Annotated in this window: 2 pseudogenes; one reads left to right on the plus strand and one right to left on the minus strand. The window is 61.7% G+C overall.

From position 1 onward, the window contains the following. Positions 1 to 249 (minus strand): annotated as a pseudogene (locus tag G6N73_RS36120) (IS110 family transposase); the annotation flags it as partial. A 77-nt stretch (positions 250 to 326) separates the two neighbouring features. Between G6N73_RS36120 and G6N73_RS36125 the strand changes: the two are divergent. Beyond that, positions 327 to 676: pseudogene (locus G6N73_RS36125) on the plus strand (transposase); the annotation flags it as partial.

The raw sequence follows: 676 nt of genomic DNA on the forward strand, positions 1-676 counted from the left end.
ATACGGTTTGACCAGCTGCGGCGGAAGCAGCTTCACCTCGTGACCGAACGACTGCAGCAGGCGCGCCCAGTGATGGGATCCGCCGCACGCCTCGATCGCGATTGTCGTAGGCGGCAGCTTCTCGAAAAACGCCACCATCTCCTTGCGCCGCAGCTTCTTGCGCAGGACCGGTTCCTCAGCCGCGTTCACGCCATGCAACTGGAATACGTGCTTTGACGTGTCCATACCGATTCGAATAATCTGCTCCACGGACGGTCTCCTTTGCTTGAGATCTTCAACGACCTCATTCTGGCACATCGATGCCGTGCGGGGGCCGTCCACCCCAACATGCCTCGATCGATCGCCGGCACGGCTTCGTCCGCGGCTGGAACGTCACCAGCGCTTCGGCCTATGACGGGGCGCAGCTTCGAAACGTGCTGGACAAGAACAACACCGGCTCGACGGTGTGGGCTGACACGGCCTATCGCTCGAAGAAGAATGAGGCGTGGCTGGAGAAGCACGGCTACTTCTCCGACATTCATCACAAGAAGCCGAAAGGCCGGCCGATGAGCCAGGCGATGGCACGGGCCAATGGCCGGCGCTCAAAAATCCGCGCCTTCGTCGAGCACGTCTTCGCACAGCAGAAAGCCCGCATGGGCCTGTTCGTGCGCACCATCGGTATCGCGCGGGCCAGGAC

The organism is Allomesorhizobium camelthorni, assembly GCF_011045125.1.
GTDB lineage: Bacteria > Pseudomonadota > Alphaproteobacteria > Rhizobiales > Rhizobiaceae > Allomesorhizobium > Allomesorhizobium camelthorni.